The organism is Actinoplanes sp. NPDC023801 (assembly GCF_040639655.1).
GTDB lineage: Bacteria > Actinomycetota > Actinomycetes > Mycobacteriales > Micromonosporaceae > Actinoplanes.
The window spans coordinates 220,793-238,494 of sequence record NZ_JBFAAI010000002.1; the positions used below are offsets into that span (position 1 = coordinate 220,793).

At 71.3% G+C, this 17,702-nt stretch carries 16 protein-coding genes; 7 read left to right on the top strand and 9 right to left on the bottom strand.

Going from position 1 to position 17,702, the window contains the following annotated elements; all coding sequences use genetic code 11:
- Nucleotide 1: 1 nt before the first annotated feature.
- From AB0G04_RS05560 to AB0G04_RS05570, 3 genes are read right to left on the bottom strand one after another with little or no spacing between them, the layout of a single operon-like run.
- Entirely contained in the window at nucleotides 2-673 is a 672-nt protein-coding gene (locus tag AB0G04_RS05560; protein WP_360976888.1) for a TrkA family potassium uptake protein, read from the bottom strand.
- On the bottom strand, nucleotides 666-2,000 hold the full coding sequence (locus AB0G04_RS05565; RefSeq protein ID WP_360976891.1) for a potassium transporter TrkG: 1,335 nt from the start codon (nucleotides 1,998-2,000) through the stop codon (nucleotides 666-668). Before AB0G04_RS05565 ends, AB0G04_RS05560 begins: the two co-directional genes overlap by 8 nt.
- A 12-nt stretch (nucleotides 2,001-2,012) precedes the next feature.
- A complete protein-coding gene (locus AB0G04_RS05570) occupies nucleotides 2,013-2,498 on the bottom strand; it encodes an anthrone oxygenase family protein (RefSeq protein WP_360976894.1) in 486 nt (161 codons plus the stop codon).
- A gap of 284 nt (nucleotides 2,499-2,782) precedes the next feature.
- On the opposite strand from AB0G04_RS05570, the gene AB0G04_RS05575 reads away from it, so the two are divergent.
- Nucleotides 2,783-4,264, top strand: coding sequence for a hypothetical protein (locus AB0G04_RS05575; RefSeq protein ID WP_360976899.1), 1,482 nt, complete (start codon nucleotides 2,783-2,785; stop codon nucleotides 4,262-4,264).
- A gap of 114 nt (nucleotides 4,265-4,378) precedes the next feature.
- On the top strand, nucleotides 4,379-5,329 hold the full coding sequence (locus AB0G04_RS05580) for a right-handed parallel beta-helix repeat-containing protein (RefSeq protein WP_360976902.1): 951 nt from the start codon (nucleotides 4,379-4,381) through the stop codon (nucleotides 5,327-5,329).
- 59 nt (nucleotides 5,330-5,388) lie between these two features.
- On the opposite strand, the gene AB0G04_RS05585 is transcribed toward AB0G04_RS05580, so the two are convergent.
- From AB0G04_RS05585 to AB0G04_RS05600, 4 genes are all read right to left on the bottom strand, one after another.
- Nucleotides 5,389-8,709: an AAA family ATPase gene (locus AB0G04_RS05585; RefSeq protein ID WP_360976905.1), complete on the bottom strand. Its 3,321-nt coding sequence runs from the start codon at nucleotides 8,707-8,709 to the stop codon at nucleotides 5,389-5,391.
- A 109-nt stretch (nucleotides 8,710-8,818) separates the two neighbouring features.
- Nucleotides 8,819-8,944 (bottom strand): hypothetical protein, encoded by a 126-nt coding sequence (locus tag AB0G04_RS05590; protein ID WP_360976908.1) that lies wholly within the window; start codon nucleotides 8,942-8,944, stop codon nucleotides 8,819-8,821.
- A gap of 233 nt (nucleotides 8,945-9,177) precedes the next feature.
- A complete protein-coding gene (locus AB0G04_RS05595) occupies nucleotides 9,178-10,209 on the bottom strand; it encodes an LLM class F420-dependent oxidoreductase (RefSeq protein WP_360976911.1) in 1,032 nt (343 codons plus the stop codon).
- 2 nt (nucleotides 10,210-10,211) lie between these two features.
- A complete protein-coding gene (locus AB0G04_RS05600) occupies nucleotides 10,212-11,291 on the bottom strand; it encodes a Zn-dependent alcohol dehydrogenase (protein ID WP_360976914.1) in 1,080 nt (359 codons plus the stop codon).
- Between the two features lie 89 nt (nucleotides 11,292-11,380).
- Here AB0G04_RS05600 and AB0G04_RS05605 point away from each other — a divergent pair, with 89 nt between their 5' ends.
- The 5 genes from AB0G04_RS05605 (at nucleotide 11,381) to AB0G04_RS05625 (ending at nucleotide 14,987) form a co-directional block, all read left to right on the top strand.
- Nucleotides 11,381-11,968 carry a TetR/AcrR family transcriptional regulator gene (locus tag AB0G04_RS05605; RefSeq protein ID WP_360976917.1) on the top strand — a complete coding sequence of 196 codons (588 nt, stop codon included), beginning with the start codon at nucleotides 11,381-11,383 and terminating at the stop codon, nucleotides 11,966-11,968.
- A 106-nt stretch (nucleotides 11,969-12,074) separates the two neighbouring features.
- The gene (locus tag AB0G04_RS05610) at nucleotides 12,075-12,836 is read left to right on the top strand and encodes a glucose 1-dehydrogenase (protein WP_360976920.1); all 762 of its coding nucleotides are present in this window, start codon (nucleotides 12,075-12,077) and stop codon (nucleotides 12,834-12,836) included.
- Nucleotides 12,837-12,838: 2 nt separating this feature from the next.
- Nucleotides 12,839-13,822 (top strand): SDR family NAD(P)-dependent oxidoreductase, encoded by a 984-nt coding sequence (locus AB0G04_RS05615; RefSeq protein ID WP_360976923.1) that lies wholly within the window; start codon nucleotides 12,839-12,841, stop codon nucleotides 13,820-13,822.
- A 68-nt stretch (nucleotides 13,823-13,890) separates the two neighbouring features.
- Nucleotides 13,891-14,343 carry a pyridoxamine 5'-phosphate oxidase family protein gene (locus AB0G04_RS05620; protein WP_360977862.1) on the top strand — a complete coding sequence of 151 codons (453 nt, stop codon included), beginning with the start codon at nucleotides 13,891-13,893 and terminating at the stop codon, nucleotides 14,341-14,343.
- A 41-nt stretch (nucleotides 14,344-14,384) separates the two neighbouring features.
- Complete coding sequence (locus AB0G04_RS05625) at nucleotides 14,385-14,987, top strand: TetR/AcrR family transcriptional regulator (RefSeq protein ID WP_360976928.1); 603 nt, start codon at nucleotides 14,385-14,387, stop codon at nucleotides 14,985-14,987.
- On the opposite strand, the gene AB0G04_RS05630 is transcribed toward AB0G04_RS05625, so the two are convergent.
- Complete coding sequence (locus AB0G04_RS05630) at nucleotides 14,967-15,998, bottom strand: MBL fold metallo-hydrolase (protein WP_360976931.1); 1,032 nt, start codon at nucleotides 15,996-15,998, stop codon at nucleotides 14,967-14,969. The two genes, AB0G04_RS05625 and AB0G04_RS05630, sit on opposite strands and share 21 nt — an antisense overlap.
- Before the next feature lie 167 nt (nucleotides 15,999-16,165).
- The gene (locus AB0G04_RS05635) at nucleotides 16,166-17,674 is read right to left on the bottom strand and encodes an aldehyde dehydrogenase family protein (RefSeq protein ID WP_360977865.1); all 1,509 of its coding nucleotides are present in this window, start codon (nucleotides 17,672-17,674) and stop codon (nucleotides 16,166-16,168) included.
- Between the last annotated feature and the right edge of the window lie 28 nt (nucleotides 17,675-17,702).

Below are 17,702 nucleotides of genomic sequence, written 5' to 3' on the forward strand. Positions count from 1 at the left end.
CTCAGTTCTCGGCCGCGTAAGCCTCCACCTTCGCGGTGTCCCCGGCGACGATCAGGACGGCACCCTCGGGAACCGTGGTCTCCGGCCGGGCGTACACGAAATCCTCGCCCGGCCGTTTCGTGCCGACCACCGTGACGCCCCACTTCGTGCGCAGCCCCAGCTGGGCGAGGGTCCGCCCGGCGGCGCCCTGGGGTGCCCGGACCTTGGCGATGGCGAAGCCGTCGTCGAACTCGATGTAGTCCAGCATCCGGCCGGTGATCTGGTGTGCGACCCGCTCACCCATCTCCGACTCGGGGAACACGACGTGATCGGCGCCGACCGAGGACAGGATCTTGCCGTGTTTGACGCTGGTGGCCTTGGCCCAGATCTCCGGCACGCCGATCTCGGTGAGCGTGAGCACGGTCAGCACGCTGGTCTCCAGGTTGGTGCCGATACCGCAGACGGCGCGCCCGAACTCGTGCACACCGAGCTGGCGCAGCGCCTCCTCGTCGGTGGAGTCGGCCTGGGCGACGTGCGTGAGGCGGTCCGACCAGTCCTGGACGATCCGCGGGTCGGAATCGATGCCGAGCACCTCGTAACCGAGGTCGATCAGGGACTCCGCGACGGCGCTGCCGAACCGGCCGAGGCCGATCACCGCGACGTGGCCCCCCTGGGGCAGTTTCTCGTCAGCCAACGAGGGGCCTCTCCTCCGGATAGCGGTAATGGCGGCGGCGGGTGTTCAACGCGATCGCGGTGCCGACCGCGATCGTGCCGACCCGGCCGACATACATCAGGACCACCAGGACCATCTGTGCGGACGGGGGCAGGTTCGGCGTGATGCCGGTACTCAGCCCGACCGTCGCGAAGGCGGAGGTGACCTCGAACAGGGCCCGGTCGAACGGCACGTCCTCGGTCAGCGCGTCCAGTGCGACCGTACCCGTGGCGACCAGGGCGACGCCCATCAGGGCCACCGTGACGGCCTGCCGCTGAGCCTCCTCGGCGATCCGCCGTTTCCGGACCACCACGTCCGGCTCGCCGCGGAGCTCGGCCCAGATCACGTAGCCGAGCAGCATGAACGTGGTGACCTTGATACCGCCCGCGGTGCTGGCGCTGCCGCCGCCGATGAACATCAGCCCGTTCGTGACGGCGATCGTCTCGCTGTTCATCCGGCCCAGGTCGATGCTGTTGAAGCCGCCGGACCGGGTCATCACGTCCTGGGTGAACGCGGCCAGGACCTTGGCCGGCGTGCCCAGCGGCCCGAGCGTCCCGGGGTTGCGCCACTCGAAGACCAGGAAGACCAGGAATCCGAAGACCGAGAGCAGCAGGCTTCCGACCACCGTCAGCCAGGTGTGGGTCGACCAGCATCCCGGGGTACGGAACTCACGCGCCAGCTCGAACAGGACCGGGAAGCCCACCGAGCCGGCCATCACACCGAGTGCCAGGGGCAGGCAGATCCACGGGTCCGTGACGAACCGGACGAGGCTGTCCGGGTAGAGCGCGAATCCGGCGTTGTTGAACGCCTGCACCGCATGGAACACCGCCTCCCACAGGGCCCGGCCGAACGAGTAGTCGTACCCCAGCCAGAACCGGAAGGTGAGCACGACGGCGATGAGACCCTCCGCGACCAGCATGACCATCGCCACCCGGTAGAGGATGCCGCGCAGGTTGTCGCCGAACAGACCGGCGCTCTCCGCCTGCGCCAGCAGACGGCCGCGGAGGCCGAGCCGCCGGGACACCAGCACGCTCAGCAGCGTCGCGAGCGTCATGATCCCGAAGCCGCCGATCTGCGAGAGCACGGTCAGCAGCACGTGGCCGAAGGTTGACCAGTAGGTGGGCGTGTCCACCACGGCGAGGCCGGTGACGCAGACCGCGGACGCCGCCGTGAACAGCGCGGTGACGAACGGGGCGTGGCCGGGCTCGGCACGGGCGACCGGCAGCATCATCAGCCCGGTCCCGATGATGATCAGGACAAGGAACGCGAGCGGTACGACGCGCGCCGGATTCCGCCAGGGTGATCGCACCGATGAGTCATATCACCCGAGGTGGCCACCGTGCTCGACGAGGGCCCAGGCGGCGGCCAGGAACGCGCCCGCCGAGGTGACCGCCCGCACCGCGTTCCACCGCACCCACGGGGTGAAGAAGGCGGCCCGCTGCGCGCCCGGATCGGTCAGGGCGGCCGGGTCACCGAGACGGTCCAGGCGGTTGTTCAGCGGGATGTTGACGGCGAACGTGACGACAAGTGTCACGGCGTAGAGCGACAGGGCGGCCAGCAGCGGCCCGGCGACATCGGCGCGGCCGGCGTTCTGGAACAGGGCGATCGCGGTGACCACCGGTGAACCCATGAAGAGCAGCAGGAACAGCGGGTTCTGGATGGCGATGTTGATCCGCTGCATCACGTCCACGGCGGAGCGGTCCGCGGCCCGGTCCAGACCGGGCATGACCGAGCCGGCATAGGCGTAGAAGAGTCCGGCCATCAGCCCGAGCATGAGGACGGCCAGCAGCAGAACGGCGGTATGCACCCGGATCCCCCGTAGGTCCCGATCGACTGGTTTCACCTTCGCGGGGCGGACCGCCCGTTGCGGCGACGATACGATGTGTGGACAACTCCGCCACCGCCGGACTCCCGCCCACCCCGGAATCCCGCCCACCCCGGAATCCCACCGCCGCCGGACTTCCGCCGGCTCCGGACGGATGCTCCGGCCGAACGGAGGCCCTGGTCGCGGGAGTGCGACGGTTGACACGTTGCGGTCGATGACCGGTGTTCACAGAAGCCGGTTATCCTCCTCCGCCGGGGAGGACATACATGAAACTCGCACGGGGGATTCTCGCGGGCATTCTGGTCGCCGTCACGGCGATCGGCACGGCCGCGTGCGGTCCCATCGGGGTTCAGGAATCCCGCCTGGTCGAGGCGGGTGGCGGATCGAAGTCCGCATTGGACGGGCACGTCCGTTTCAGCGTGCCCGCCGGAGGCGGCCGGGGTGACATCCGGGTCCGGTTCACGCGCGAGCCACTCCCCGCCGACCGCCGGCCACCGGCCGGCGTCGTCACCGTCGGCGACATGATCGGCATCGAGGTCCGCGGGGACGTCACGCGCGGCCGGGTCACCATCGACTACGAGGAACTGCCCACCGGGGTACTCCCCGAGATGCTGAACCTCTTCGGCTGGTCCGACGAGCTCGGCGGCTGGATCCCGCTGCCCGGCGCGGTCACCGACACCGTCGAGCGGGCGATCACCGGCGAGACGATCCTCTTCGACAGCTACATCATCGGCACCTGGCAGGTCACCACCGACGCGGTCGGCGACTCGATCCGGACCGGCACCGGCACGCTGGTGCCGGTCGAACCCGGCACCCATCGGGGCTTCTGGGCGTACGCCCGCGCCGCCGCCGTCTCCTCGCTGACCGGCACCCTCGACCACCTGACCGGGCGAGACCCCGAGGACCTGCCGTGCGAGCCGCGGGCCACGGGCACCACGGCCGCGGTCGTCTCCGTGCCGGCCGGGCGGTTCGACGCGTGCGTGCTGGCCGGTACCGGCTCCCAGCGGGTCCGGGTCCGCAACCGCTTCCCGTTCCCGATGATCCTGCAGCTGCCGCCGGACGGCCGGGTCCGCCCGGTCGTCGACACCGAGCTCACCGCCTCCTCCCCCGACCTCCTCGACGCCGCGCGCGACACCGTGCTGACCTACCTGGCCGGCGGCGTCGCGGTCGGCGGGGGTCAGACCGTCACCCTGGAACTGCAGCCCGGCGGGCCCGGCCCGGTGCGGCTCACCGGCCGTCTCGACTGGTCGGTGATCGCCCTCGACACCGGGCTGCGCCAGTTCGACCTGCTCCTGCCCGGCAGCCGTGCACTGCGGCCCGGTGCCGCCGAGGCGCTGCTGCAGGCCCACGCCGAGCACGGCCCGGCCGCCCGGAAAGCGCTCGCCGAGGGCGACACCGCCGACCCGGCGGTCCAGGAGCTGCTGCGGGCCGCCGGGCTCACCGAGTCGGCCCGGGCCGTCGCCGACCTGTTCGAGTTCAGCTCCTGCGTGCTCGAACGCACCGGCACCGTCGCCGGCGCGGGTCAGGACGTCCTGGCCGCCGTACGGACCACCGGGCCGACCATCACGCTGATCACCAGCGACTGCCTCAGCACGATCTACGACCGGTACCTCCCGCCGGGCAGCCGCTCCGTCCAGGCGATTCTGGAGACCCTCAAGGCGACCACCGGGACGGTCCGCCAGGCGATCCCCAAGGCCGATCGCAAACGCGGCTTCGGACAGGTCACGGTCACTCTCACCGCCAGCTGAGAACACCGGACGCGGTACGCCCCGGCTTCGTGACAGCGCGGCGATCCCCTTGCCTCCGCCGCCCGCACGGACACGCCCGGTCACGGATTCTCGCTACCTGAAAAGGAGCAGACAATGCCTGGCCGAATTCATCGGCTCACGCAGGGCGCCGTTTCCCTCGCCCTTGCCGGAGCCGCCCTTGCCGTACCCGCGCCGGCTGCGGCCGCGATCACCGATCTGGTCGGATGGGCCACCCGCAACGGTGGCACCACCGGTGGCGGCAGCGCCGCCACCACCACAGTGACCAGCGCGTCCGCCCTGACCACGGCACTCGCCTCCACCTCGGCGGCGAACATCCGGGTGTCCGGCACGATCAACTGTTCCGGCATGCTGCGGGTGCGGTCCAACAAGACGATCATCGGCAACGCCGGCGCCGCCATCGTCGGCTGCGGATTCAACATCAACGGCGACCGCAACGTCATCATCCGCAATCTGTCCTTCCGGAACTGGAACGACGACGCCATCAACGTCCAGGAATCGGCCACCAACATCTGGGTCGACCACAACAGTTTCAGCAACGGAAACGACGGGGCCGTCGACATCAAACGCGGTTCCGATTACATCACCGTCTCGTGGAACCGGGTATTCGACCACGACAAGTCGATGCTGCTCGGGCACAGCGACGGCAACGCGAGTCAGGACGTCGGCCACCTGCGGGTCACGTACCACCACAACTGGTTCGACGCGTCGACCCAGCGGCACCCGCGGGTCCGCTTCGGCAACCCGGTGCACGTCTACAACAACTACTACAACAACAATTCCGGGTACGGCGTGGCCAGCACCGAGGGCGCCGGGGTACTCGTCGAGAACAACTCGTTCGAGAACGTCGACGACCCGTTCCACCTCGGTGAGGGCTCGTCCGACGCCGGGACCCTCGTGGCCCGCGGCAACCTGCTCGTCAACTCGGGCAGCGGGCAGACCGGCGGTTCGGTCGCAGCGATCCCCTACCCCTACACGGCGGACCCCGCCGCCAGCGTGAAGTCGATCGTGACCGCGAACGCGGGCGCCGGCCGCATCAGCGTGTAGGACTCTCCGCGGCGCCCTCCCCCGATCCGGTCCGTCCGGGGGAGGGCGCCACCACGGGGTCAGCCGGGAGGCGGGTCGAACCGGCTGCGCGCGTCCCGGATCCGGGCGGCGAGCTCGCGCTCGGTCTCCAGGAACCGCTCCACGAAATCCTGCCGGAGCACCCGGTCGACCTTCTCCAGGATCAACTCGACAGCCCTCGACCGCTCCGGGGGCATCGCCTCCAGCAAGCGCAGACAGTCGTAGACCGACATCGACTCCCCGTGCAGGGCGACCAGCGCGGTGGTCGCCCCCACGGCTCCGGGATCGGTATCCTTCTCGGCGGCCGGGCCGGCCTCCCCCACACTCAGGCACTCCAGCAGCAGTGGCAGCAGCTCGGGATAACCCGAGACCTCCCCGAGCAGCCCCCGCGACACCCCGAGGACCTCGCCCGGCGGGAGACGCTTCGCATCGTCCAGCAGGGATCGCAGCAGAAACTCCAGCCAGCTCGCGTCCAGCGGCAACCGCTCCCCGTCCGGCCCGTGCCGCCGCACCGCCCGGGCCGCCCGGCGGTGGACCGTGGCCAGTTCGGTCCCAGAGAACCCGAGACGGGATGCCAGCGCCAGGCGGGCCAGGCTGTGCGCCACCGACTCGGCAGTCCCGGATTCGTGCTCGACGAAGGTCAGCAACGCCGACGTCGACAGCATCTCGGCGGCCGGCTCGGCCGCGTGCCGGAGCACGTCGTCGCTGAACGCTCCGGTCAGGTCCATCGACGCGAATGCCTCGCCGACCGGGAAATCGGCGAAACTCCAGCCTCTCCGGCGGGTGGACCCCTCGCCGGTACGCGGGAACGCCTCCATCGACCACATCGGATCCAGCCCGTTGATCACGGTACGGACCCCGGCGGTCAGGATGAGGTCGCGGCGCCCGTCCTCGGCCCAGTCCCGCTCGACCAGCACCGATCCGAGAATCTCCAGGAACAGGCCACTCGACACGGCGGCCCGCCACTGCAGGGCCGTCGACCGCAGCCAATGGGCCGGATCCTCGGCGTACCGGAAGAGCTCCGAGGCACGGACCGGCACGTCGCAGGCCAGCGCGATCAGGAGCAGGTTCAGCGAATAGGTCGCCATCCAGTGATCGACCCGCTTGTCGATCGGCTGGTACGCCCGCGGCGTCCACGACGGCCGGGTCACCGCCACCCGCAGCCGGTCGACCACCCAGTCCGCCAGCTCGCCGCGGTCCGGGCCGCTCAGCAACTCGCGGACGAACGGCAGGACGGTGTTGCGGGCGCACAGCGGCGTGTACCCGAGCAGGGAGCGCAGCAGGTCGTCCTCGTCGCGGTGGCCGATCCGCACCGACCGGACCCGTGACATCGCGGCCGCTTCCCGGACCGCCCGCACCACCAGCCGGGCCACCAGGTACTCGCCGAAGGTGGCGTGCAGGAACTCGTACGTGCGCAGGGTCTGATCGTCCTGGACCGCCTGCGACCGCTGGATGAAGAAGAACCGGCCGACCATCTCCTGCCCCGCGGTGAGCGCGCCGCGGAACCCGCCGGGCTGGTCCGGCCGGTTCGACGGCAGGTCCAGGCCGGCCAGGTCGGCGTCGAGCTCGGCGGTCGTCACCCAGAGACGCAGCCGGTGGAACATCGCGAACGCGACCACCGACAGCCGCAGCAGCTCCTGCTCGATCAGGCCCGGCAGATCCTCCTCCGGCACACCGAGGTGCACCCGGCGGACCTCCCGGTCGGCGAAGTCGGTCAGCAACCGTTCGTACAGCTGGCCCGCGCCGAACCCGCCGGCGTCCTGCAGCGCGTTCGCCGTCGCGTCGTGCAGGGCCAGCATCAGCAGCAGCAGCGGCTGACCGGCCAGCTCCGGGAACCGCAGGACCACCTCGCGGCGCAGCGGCCGGCGGCCGGTCGCCGCCCAGTAGCTGTCGTTCGCCGCGTTCCAGGTCGCCAGCCACCGGTCCACCTGCGGCCCGTCGAACGGCTCGAGCCGCACCGCGAGACTGCCGGCCGGCAGCCGGGCCCGGTCCGCGACCGCGACCCGGCTCGTCACGACCACCGCCGCCGGACGGCCGAGCAGGGCCTCACGCTGCTGGAACGCCGCCACCCGCTGCAGGTAGTCGGACTGGTGCACCCCGGTCGACTGCAACAGCTCGTCGAAACCGTCGAGCAGCACCACCGGCATCGCCGCACCCGCGTCGTGCGCGAGATCAACCCAGGCCACCGTCTCGCCGATCGCGTCCCGGATCGCCTGCTCGATCTGGTCCTGGATCTCCGCCTCGGCCCGCACCTCCCGCAGCACCACCCGGACCACCAGGAAGTCCGAGGCCGGCAGGCGGGCCGCCAGAACCCGGGTCAGCGACGACTTACCCGCACCCGGCTGGCCCAGCAGCAGCATCGGCGCGTGAGCGGATGACGGAGTGGTCAGGAACGTGGCCAGGAACTCGTCGAAGTCGTCGCGGACGTCGCAGTCCCGCCACCAGTCCTCGTCCGCGGGCCGGGCACCCGGACTCGCCGTCCGCACCCGGAACCGCGGATCCAGGTAGGCCGCACCCAGGCTCGGAATCGTCACCTCACCGAAGTCGCCGCGGTGGCCGCCCAGGACCGGCTCACCCAGCGCCGCCCGGTAGACGGCGGCCAGACCGGCGCGGCGGCGCGCCGGGGCGTCACCGGCGGTTGCCCGGATCAGCGCGGCCTCCATCGCCTCGAGTCCGCGCGACACCGACCGGGACTCCAGTTCGGACAGCCAGATCGCGAACTCGGGCACGTCCACGGCCAGTCGCCGGGCGGTCTCGGAGTAGCTGGCCACCGCCAGTTCCGGCAGCACGTCACCGAGCAGACGGGCGACCGCGTCCCGGGTCTGCGGGCCGGCCTCGTCCCAGACCGCGAGGCCGCGCAGGTTACGGCGCAGCCGGGTGGCCAGAGCCCGGTACCAGGTGGTCAGCTCGGCCAGCAGACGGTCCCGGCCCAGATCCGGGCCCGGAGCCGGGATCGCCGCATCCAGCAGCCGGGACTGCCAGGAGCCCTCGCTGTGGGCAGCCGCCACGAGCAGCAGCTGATCGTCGCGGGAGAAACCGGGCGACTCCAGACCGGCGGTGCCGAGGCAGTCCTCCAGCGAGGCGAAGAACGACGAGACGACCAGGACGCCATGCGCGGCCTGCAGCCGCTCGCTGCGGTTGAAGCGCGCCTGTCCGCGTACGACATCGGAGATCTTCTCGGCCACCAGGTGCCCGAGCCGGACCGCCTCCGTCTTGGCGTCGAAGAGGCTGATCGCGGCCTCGCTGCCACCGGCCGTGGCGACGGCGAGCGCACCACCGAGCAGGTTGTCGGCGGCCTTCATCAGCGGCCCGGAGCCACCGAGCAGCTTGACGGCATCGAGATAGGTCAGACCCTGGGACACGGTCCCCACTATATGGACGGACGCTGCTCTCCCGGACCCGCTGTCCGCGCTGCCCGGGCCCGCCGGCCGTAGCCCAGGACTGGCGTCCGGCGGCTGTTGCGTGCCTCGGCTACGGCTCGCGGTCCGGGCTGCCGTTCTCCCAGATGCACGGTGAGGAACTTCCCAGTGTGTAGTCGTAATAGCCGTCGCGGTCCCAAGCGTCGATGATCACCGAGTAGTCGTCCGGGGTTCGCACGACGAACCGGGGCGGCCGGTCGTTGCGCCGGTCGTCATGGACGCGATAGCCCTGCTTCTCCCAGAAGGCGATCAGGGCGGGGATGGCCTGGTCAGCCGGCCAGGAACCGCCGTTGTCCGGTACGACCTCGTATCGCCTCTCGACGATGACCCGGCCGCGGGGAGCGAGGCCGTCCGGATCGTCGCAGCTGCCGACATCGCTACCGTCGCTGAGTTTCGGCGCGAAGGCGCGGCTCAGGGCAGCAGACGGCGGAGTTCGGCGACATCCTTGACGCGTTCGGCTCGGGTGGTGGCGAGCGGCGACGCCAGCAGGGTGGTGACGCCGGCTGCGGCCAGGGCGTCGAGCCCTCGGCGGACGTCGTCCGGGCGGCCGGCCAGCGAGGTCGCCGCGACCAGGTCGCCGGGGACCGCGGCGGCGGCCTCGGCGCGCCGCCCGGACAGATAGAGGTCCTGGACGCGCCGGGCCTGATCGGCGTAGCCGTAGCGGCGCACCAGGTCGTTGGAGAAGTTACGGCCGCGGGCTCCCATGCCACCGAGGTAGAGCGCGAGCTGGGCGCGGTGCCGGGTGAGCAGGCCGGGGTCCGGGTCGCCGAGAGCGAACGGTACGGGAACGCTGATGTCCAGCGGACCCAGGGCCGGGTCGCGCCGGGACCGGCCATCGGCGAGCGCGTCACCGAAGACCCGGCCGGCGGCGCGCGGGTCGAGCCAGAGCGCCTGCCAGCCTTCGGCGATCTCGGCGGCCAGTGCCACGTTGCGCGGGCCCATGGCGGCCAGCAGGATCGGCACGCGTGGCCGTACCGGATGGTTGATGATCTTCAGGGGTTTGGTGTGGTCGCCGGGCAGCGGGATGCGGTAGTGGGTGCCGTCGAAGGTGAGGGGCTCGCGGCGCCAGACCCGGCGGCAGATCTCGACGACCTCGCGGGTGCGTGCGACCGGTGCGTCGTAGCGGACGCCGTGGAAACCCTCGATGACCTGCGGTCCGGACGCGCCGAGGCCCAGGTTGAACCGGCCGCCGGACACGTGGTCGAGTCCGGCGGCGGTCATCGCGGTCAGCGTTGGAGTGCGAGTGTAGAGCTGCATCACACCGGACGCCAGATCCATCGTCCGGGTCCGGGCGGCCAGATAGCCGAGGCGGCTGACGGCGTCGAAGCTGTACGCCTCCGGCACCACCACGAGGTCGGCGCCGGCCTGTTCGAACTCGACGGCCTCGGCGGCCTCGGCGGCGAAGTCGTCGCCGCTGTAGCCCAGCTGGATCCCGAGCCGCATGATCAGTCGTGGATGATCACTTGGCGGATGACGTCACCGCTGCCCAGCGCGGCCAGCGCGTCACCGGCCTGGTCGAGCCGCAGCCGCCGGCTGATCATGCCCTCGATGTCGAGGCGCCCGGCCCGCCACAACGCGAGCAGGCGGGGGAAGTCACGGTGCGCATCGGCCGAGCCGTAGAGCGACGGGATGATCCGCTTGCCCTCGAAGAGCAGCTCGAACGGGCTGAACTCGACGTGGTCCTCGGCGCGGCCCGCGCCGACCACGATCACGGTGCCGCCGCGCCGGCAGGCGGTCCATGCGGTCCGGAGTGTCTGCGGCAGGGCCACGATGTCGAAGGCGTGGTCGAAGCCCTCCGGGACCACCTCCATCTGCAGGTCGCTCAACTGGTCCGGGGTGGCCGTGTGGGTGGCCCCGAACCGGCGCGCCGCCTCATGCCGCGCGGGCACCGTGTCGACCGCCATGATGACGGCGGCACCGGCCAGCCGGGCACCCTGGACGGCGGCGATCCCGACACCTCCGCAGCCGATGACGACGGCGGTGTCGCCGGGCCGCACCCCCGCCGTGTTGATCACCGCACCGACGCCGGTGGTGACACCGCAGCCGACCAGTGCGGCCACCTCGTACGGCACGTCGTCGTCGATCTTCACGACGCCGGGCCGGGGCACCACCATCTCCTCGGCGAACGACCCGCATCCGGCCATCCCGAAGATCTGCAGGTCACCGGAGGCGAACCGGGGGATCACGTAACCGGCCATCACATGCGTCATGCACAGGTGTTGCTCGCCGCGCCGGCAGTACGGACAGGTGCCACAGGCGGGCAGCCAGTTGACCGCGACCCGGTCACCGGGCAGCAGATCCTCGACGCCGTCGCCGACCTCGATCACGTCGCCGGCCGCCTCGTGGCCGAGGACCGCGGGCAGCGGCTGGGGCAGGGCCCCGTGCAGGGCGGACAGGTCGGAGTGGCAGACGCCGGAGGCGCGCACCCGCAGGCGCACCTCGCCCGGCCCGGGGCCGAGGACCGTCACGTCGTCACGCAGGTCGAGTTTCTCGTCCCCGATCGTGTGCAGCACCGCCGCGCGCATACCGGTACCCCCTCGGAATTAGAACGTGTTCTACGCTATCGGCGAGCCTGGTACCAAGCAAGCGTTCGGTCAAGAGCGATAATCGGCCGGTGACGCAATCCAAGAGCCCGTCCGAGCGGCGCGCGCACCTCGTTCAGCTGGCCGGCGACCTCTTCGCCGAGAAGGGGTTCCGGGCCACGACGGTCCGCGAGATCGCCGACGCGGCCGGCATCCTGTCCGGCAGCCTGTATCACCACTTCGACTCCAAGGAGTCGATCGGCGACGAGATCCTCAGCGCCTTCCTGGAGGACGTCCTCACCGGGTACCGCGAGGCGGTCCGGGACACGGCTGACCCGCGGACGGCGATCGAGCAGATCGTACGGTCCAGCACCGCCAACCTGAGCCGGCACCGCGCCGCACTGACGATGCTGCAGAACGACTGGAACTACTTCAGCGGGCAGCCCCGGTTCGCGTACCTGCGTACCGCCATGAAGGAGATCGAACAGACCTGGATCGAGCAGCTGGAGCGCGGCAAGCAGACCGGCCAGTTCCGGGCCGACCTGGACACCCGGCTCACCTACCGGTTGCTCCGCGACATCCTGTGGCTGCCCACGTCATGGCGGTCCTCGGCGACATGGAGCACCGACCAGATCATCGAGGGCCTGCTGCGCCTTCTGTTCGACGGGATCCGGGCGTAATCTCCCAAGCAAGCGCTTGGTTGAAGCGCGGCCGGCGCTCACCGCTGCCCCACGCGGGCTGAGACAACGGTGAGCGCGAGCCGGGAGACCGGGACCGGAGGACGCGATGGGGCGGCTGGACGGCAAGGTTGCACTGATCACCGGCGGGGCGCGCGGCATGGGCAAGGCCCACGCCCGGCACTTCGCCGCCGAGGGGGCACGCGTCGTGATCGGCGACGTGCTCGACGACAAGGGCCGCGAGGTCGCCGACGGTCTCGGCGCGGACCTGTGCCGGTACGTGCACCACGACGTGACCGACTCCGATCAGTGGGCCGCGGCCGTGGCGGCGACGATCGCGGCGTTCGGGAAGATCGACGTGCTGGTCAACAACGCCGGCATCCTGCGGCACGCGCCCGTCGCCGAGATGGAACCGGCCGAGTTCCGGCAGGTCATCGAGGTCAACCTGGTCGGCACCTGGCTCGGGATCCGCGAGGTCGTCCCACCCATGATCAGCACCGGGGGCGGCTCGATCGTGAACATCTCCTCGATCGAGGGGTTCGCCGGAGCGTCCGGACTGTCCGCCTACAGCGCCAGCAAGTTCGGTGTCCGCGGCCTGACCCGGTCGGCGGCTCAGGAGCTGGGGCCGGCCGGCATCCGGGTCAACTCGGTGCACCCGGGCGGCGTGATGACGTCGATGGCACTGGCCGCCGCGCAGACCATGACCGCCGTCGACCCGGGCGGCTTCCTCAAGTCGCTGCCGATCGCCCGGTTCGCCGAACCCGTGGAGATCTCCCGGCTGGTCGCGTTCCTCGCCTCCGACGAGTCGTCGTACACCACCGGCGCCGAGTTCCTGGCCGACGGTGGCCTGCTCAGCGGCCCGGGGTACTGATCATGCCCGCCGAGCCGGCCCTGCCGCCGGCCGCAGCGCACCCGGGACAGGCACCTAAGCCGGCGGAGGCCGTGCGGTCCGGACGGCCCCTGGATGGGCGGGTCGCCATCGTCACCGGGGCCGGGCAGGGGCTCGGCGCGGCGGAGGCCGAGGCCCTGGCGGCGGCCGGCGCGCGGCTCGTCCTCAACGACCTGCCCGGGGACGCGCTCGACGGCCTCGTCGCCCGCATCCGCGCTTCCGGCGGTGAGGCCGTGGCCAGCCCGGGCGACGTGGCCGACTGGGCCACCGGCGAAGCCCTGGTCAAGACCGCGGTGGACACGTTCGGCGGACTGCATGTCCTGGTCAACAACGCGGGCGTGCTGCGCGATCGGATGATCTTCTCGATGTCCGAACAGGAGTGGGACACGGTCATCCGGGTCCACTTGCGCGGTCACTTCGTGACGACGCGGTTCGCGACCGCCTACTGGCGGGGACTGAGCAAGTCCGAAGGACGGCCGGTATACGCCCGGATCATCAACACCTCGTCCGAGGCATACCTTCTCGGCTCCGCCGGTCAGCCCAACTACGCGGCGGCCAAGGGCGGCATCGTCTCCCTCACGCTCGCCACGGCGCGAGGTTGCCTTCACCATGGCGTACGGGTGAACGCGATCTGCCCACGGGCGCGTACGGCGATGACCGGGGAGCTGATGGGCCCGGCACCCGACGGACCCGACCCGATGGCTCCCGACCGGGTCGCACCCCTGGTCGTTCATCTGGCCGGCCCGGCGGGCGAGCGCATCACGGGCGAGGTCTTCGTGGTCCACGGCGACGTGGTGGCACTGCTCGGGCCACCGACCGTCCGGGCCACCTTCCGCGCGGCCACCGGGCACTGGACCGCCGCCGAGCTGGACGCCGCCCTGGGCACCGTCTTCACCGGCTCCCCGCCCTCCCCCGGCTATGTCTGCGACGAAACCCTGCCACTCGCGGCGTCCACTTTCAACGAATAGTCCGAAGTCGTGCGCTTCTGGCTGCCTACAAGGCGAAACCTCACAAGATCGACGGGATGGGAGTGGTGGTGAAGCAGCGGGAGACGGTCTCGATGACGCCCGACGAGATCGGGACACTTCTGGCGTACGCCAGAAAGGCCCAGATCGCCACCATCAACCCGGACGGCACCCCGCATCTGGTGACCATGTTCTTCGCGTCGGCCGGAGGCCGGATCGCGTTCTGGACCTACCGGGCCTCGCAGAAGGCCCGCAACCTGGCCCGGGACCCGCGGCTGACCTGTCTCGTCGAGGACGGCGAGGACTACTTCGAGCTGCGCGGTGTACAGATCGGCGGGACCGTGGAGGTGATCGAGGACCTGCCCGGCGTCACCGGGGTCGGCCGGCTGATCGCCGCACGGATGCCGGACGTGCCGGCCGACGCCCTCGAGGCGTACGTGACGCACGCGGCCCGCAAACGCACCGCTTACCTGATCGAGCCGGTCCGCATCGCGAGCTGGGATCACCGCAAGCTGCTCGCCTAAACTGAGCGCTCGTCGTCGCGCGCGGGCCCTCGGGAGACAACATGACAGCCGGTTCCGCCCTGGGTCGGCCCCGCGACCCCGAGGTCGACGAGCGGATCACCCGGGCCGCGGCCGAGGTGTTCGGCGCCGAGGGCTGGGCCCGGTTCTCGGTCGACGCGGTCGCGCGCCGGGCCGGGGTCGGCAAGGCGTCCATCTACCTGCGCTGGCCCAACAAGGAGGCGCTGCTCGCCGGGGTGTTCGCGTCCCGGCTGTCGGGGGTGCGCGACATCGACACCGGAACACTGCGCGACGACCTGGTGGCGATGGCGCGGCAGGTGCTGCACGCCTTCCTCGACGAGGCCGGCGGCGCGGTGCTGCGGCTGATGCTCGAGGCGGAGAGCATCCCGGCCGGTCAGGAACATCTGGACCGGTTCCTGCAGTCGCAGGCGGCGGCCGCGCGGGCGATCGTGCACCGCGGCATCGACCGGGGACAGCTGCGCGGCGACATCAGCGTCACCCTGCTGTTGAACACGATCAGTGGCGGCGCCCTGAATCACGCCCTCACCACCCCGGCCCGGCTCCGGGTCAAGGTCGCGGCAGGCGCCGACCGGTACGCCGAGGAGCTGGTCGACTTCGTCCTGGCGTCAGTGGCCGAGGCCGGATAGTGCCCCGGCCCGCAGCCGTTCGCCCTCCCGGACCAGGTCGCCCGAGCGGACCAGCAGCTCCACGTGGGCGGCGGTCTCGGCCACCGCGCCGACCAGCATCGGCCCGATCTGGTCCCACGGCCGCGACCAGGTCAGCTCGGACGCCACCTGCCAGATCGTGGGCGCGCCCAGCCGGTCGACGGTCGCCAGAATCTCCCGGCACCGCTCCCGATGGTGGCCGTCCAGCTCGGCGGCCCGGGCCGCGATGCCCCGGAACCGGTACTCGTGGCCGGGCAGCGCCTCGCACGCGTCGTAGGCGGCGACCTTCTCCAGCGACTCCAGGTAGCGCCCGAGCGGGTCCCCGCCGCTGAGCTGCAGGCCGATGTTCGGGCTGATCCGCGGCAGCACGTGGTCGCCGGTGAGCAGAACCTGCGCGTCCGCGTCGAACAGGCACAGGTGACCGGGGGTGTGGCCGGGCGTCCAGATCGCCCGCAGCCGCCGCCCGGCCAGCGGTACGAAGTCGCCGTCCTCGAGCATCACGTCCGCGTCGGCGAGCGGCGCGAAATGCGAGTGGACCGCCTTCCCCCACCGGGCTAGCAGCCGGTCGATCTCCTCCGCCGGCACGTGCAGCTCCCGCAGCCAGCCGGTCAGCGCGGCACTCGGCTCGGCGTCCTGGTCACGCAGCATCGTCGCCTGCTCGGCGGGGTGCATCGCCACCCACGCTCCCGAGGCGTCCCGCAGCCGCCCGGTGAGCCCGTGATGGTCGGGGTGCACATGGGTGAGCACCACGCCGGTCACGTCGGCGGCGGTGGCGCCCGCCTCGGCGAGACCGCTGGTGAGCGCGTCCCAGCCGAGGTCACTGTCCCAGCCCGGGTCGACGACGACCAGTCCGTCGTCTCCGGGGATCAGGTAGCACAGGGTGTAGCGGAGCGGGTTGTCCGGGATCGGCACCGGTACCGACACCATGCCGCCGGCCAGCTTCTCCACCGGCGGCAAGGTTTTCGCCCGCCACGCGGCCTGCTGCAGGTTCATTCCGGACCCCTTTCCTAGACGGAAGCCGTCTAGGAAGGCAACGATATCGTGCACGGCCGCCGTTCAGCAATCTCCATCGGCGGCCGGCCCCCGAACCTGCAAACTTCCCAGCTGTCACAGACCGCTGGCTCAGTGCCGCTGAGACAGCGGTACGCGACAGGCGGGGTCTACATCATCTCCTCGGTGGTGGGGATCAGGACGGTCTTGAGCTCGGTGTAGGCCTCGACTGACGAGCGGCCGCCCTCCCGGTTCAGGCCGGACTGGCCGAAGCCGCCGAAGGCCACATGCGGTTCCAGCTGGTAGCCGTTCACCCCCACGGTTCCGGCGCGCAGCGCTTTCGTCAGGCGGAACGCCCGCTTCACGTCGCTGGTCCAGACCGTGGCGGCCAGGCCGTACGTGGTGTCGTTGGCCAGGCGCAGCGCCTCGTCCTCCTCGGTGAACGGGATGACCGCCAGCACCGGGCCGAAGATCTCCTCGCGGGCGATCGTCGCGTCGTTGGAGACGTCGGCGAAGAGTGTGGGCTGCACGAAGTTGCCGGCCGCCAGCTCACCGTCGGGCCGGCCGCCGCCGCAGACCAGGCGGGCGCCCTCGGTACGGCCGCTCTCGATGTAGCCGAGCACCTGGTTCAGCTGCCGCTCGTTGATCAGCGGGGAGGCGGTGGTCTCCGGGTGGAACGGGTCGCCGTAGGTGACCAGCGCGGCCATCGCCTCGGCGATCGCGAGGAACTCGTCGTAGACGTCACGGTGCACCAGGGCCCGGGTGTGCGCCACGCAGGCCTGCCCGGACAGCCCCATGGTGACCGTGCCCATCGTGGTGGCAGCCGCCGCGTAGACGTCGGCGTCCGGGAAGACCAGCGACGGGCTCTTGCCGCCCAGTTCCAGGCTGGTGCGCTTGACCCCGTTCGCCGCGGCGGTCAGCACCTTGCGGCCGACCGCCCGGCTGCCGGTGAAACTGATCTTGTCGACGAGCGGGTGGTTGATCAGGGCGTCACCGGTGGGCTCACCGGGACCGGTGACCACGTTGAGGACACCCGGCGGCAGGCCGGCCTCCTCGACGATCCGGGCCAGGCGCAGCGTGGAGAACGTGGCGAACTCGGACGGCTTCAGCACCACGGTGCAGCCGGCGGCCAGCGCCGGGGCGAGCTTCTGGGCGGCGAGCAGCAGCGGGCCGTTCCACGGGACGACCGCGGCGACCACACCGACCGGCTCGCGCAGCGTCATCACCAGATGGTCGCCACCCTGGTAGCCGGGCAGCGTCTCGCCGGCCAGCTTGTCGACCCAGCCGGCGTGGTGCTCGAAGACATCCGCGGCACACTCGACCGACATCGCGTAGGTCTCACCGAAACTGACCGGCACCCCGTTGTCCAGGGCCACCAGGGTCTGCAGTTCGACGGCGTTCTCCCGGATCGAGTCGGCGATCCGGCGCAGCACCCGGATCCGCTCCTTGGCCCTCGTCCGCGGCCACGGGCCGTCGTCGAACGCCGCCCGGGCACTGCGGACCGCGGCGTCCACATCGACCGCGCCGGCCACCGCGAACGCGCCGACCTCCTCGGCGGTGGCCGGATGGAAATGGGTCCAGGTACGCCCGTCGGCGGCGGGACGCCAGCCGCCGTCGACCAGCAGTTCCCCGCCGGCCAGGCCGACCTCGTCGCGTTTGGCCTTGATCGAGAGCACCATGCCCGCCTCCGCACGCCCGAATTGCAAC

Excerpts from the sequence above, each read along its gene's own strand:
- AB0G04_RS05625 (WP_360976928.1), top strand. The coding sequence starts at position 14,385 with ATGACAGCCGGTTCCGCCCTGGGTCGGCCCCGCGACCCCGAGGTCGAC.
- AB0G04_RS05635 (WP_360977865.1), bottom strand. The coding sequence starts at position 17,674 with ATGGTGCTCTCGATCAAGGCCAAACGCGACGAGGTCGGCCTGGCCGGC.
- AB0G04_RS05595 (WP_360976911.1), bottom strand. The coding sequence starts at position 10,209 with ATGCGGCTCGGGATCCAGCTGGGCTACAGCGGCGACGACTTCGCCGCC.
- AB0G04_RS05610 (WP_360976920.1), top strand. The coding sequence starts at position 12,075 with ATGGGGCGGCTGGACGGCAAGGTTGCACTGATCACCGGCGGGGCGCGC.
- AB0G04_RS05630 (WP_360976931.1), bottom strand. The coding sequence starts at position 15,998 with ATGAACCTGCAGCAGGCCGCGTGGCGGGCGAAAACCTTGCCGCCGGTG.
- AB0G04_RS05580 (WP_360976902.1), top strand. The coding sequence starts at position 4,379 with ATGCCTGGCCGAATTCATCGGCTCACGCAGGGCGCCGTTTCCCTCGCC.
- AB0G04_RS05600 (WP_360976914.1), bottom strand. The coding sequence starts at position 11,291 with ATGCGCGCGGCGGTGCTGCACACGATCGGGGACGAGAAACTCGACCTG.
- AB0G04_RS05615 (WP_360976923.1), top strand. The coding sequence starts at position 12,839 with ATGCCCGCCGAGCCGGCCCTGCCGCCGGCCGCAGCGCACCCGGGACAG.
- AB0G04_RS05575 (WP_360976899.1), top strand. The coding sequence starts at position 2,783 with ATGAAACTCGCACGGGGGATTCTCGCGGGCATTCTGGTCGCCGTCACG.